This is a genomic window from Oleiphilus sp. HI0123 (genome assembly GCF_001635315.1).
The window spans coordinates 1-743 of sequence record NZ_LWGE01000993.1; the positions used below are offsets into that span (position 1 = coordinate 1).

Below are 743 nucleotides of genomic sequence, written 5' to 3' on the forward strand. Positions count from 1 at the left end.
GGGGATAACAGGCTGATACCGCCCAAGAGTTCACATCGACGGCGGTGTTTGGCACCTCGATGTCGGCTCATCACATCCTGGGGCTGAAGCCGGTCCCAAGGGTATGGCTGTTCGCCATTTAAAGTGGTGCGCGAGCTGGGTTTAGAACGTCGTGAGACAGTTCGGTCCCTATCTGCCGTGGACGTTGGAAAATTGAGAAGAGCTGCTCCTAGTACGAGAGGACCGGAGTGGACGAACCCCTGGTGTTCGGGTTGTGTCGCCAGACGCATTGCCCGGTAGCTACGTTCGGACAGGATAACCGCTGAAAGCATCTAAGCGGGAAGCCCCCTTCAAGATAAGTTTTCCCTGGGAATTTAATTCCCCTAAAGAGCCGTTAAAGACTATGACGTTGATAGGCTGGGTGTGTAAGTGCGGTAACGTATTGAGCTAACCAGTACTAATTGCTCGTGAGGCTTAACTATATAACGCCCAAGTGGTTTTATAGTGAATGATTATTCGTACAACGACGGGTAACGCAAATTGGATATGAGTCTTCGTTAGACAGCAGAGATTAAATTAGCTATTACTTGCTATTGTTAAAGACGCAGAATTAAGTGTTGTTGATCAAGTATCAGCAACCGAAGTTTTGTCTGACGACCATAGAGCTTTGGAACCACCTGATCCCATCCCGAACTCAGAAGTGAAACGAAGCATCGCCGATGGTAGTGTGGGAGGTCCCATGTGAGAGTAGGTCATCGTCAGGC

General features: G+C 49.4%; 2 rRNA genes. Both read left to right on the forward strand.

What is annotated here, in order from left to right:
- A 23S ribosomal RNA gene (locus tag A3761_RS08530) occupies positions 1-461 on the forward strand; the annotation flags it as partial.
- A gap of 167 nt (positions 462-628) precedes the next feature.
- Positions 629-743 (forward strand): 5S ribosomal RNA (gene rrf / locus A3761_RS08535).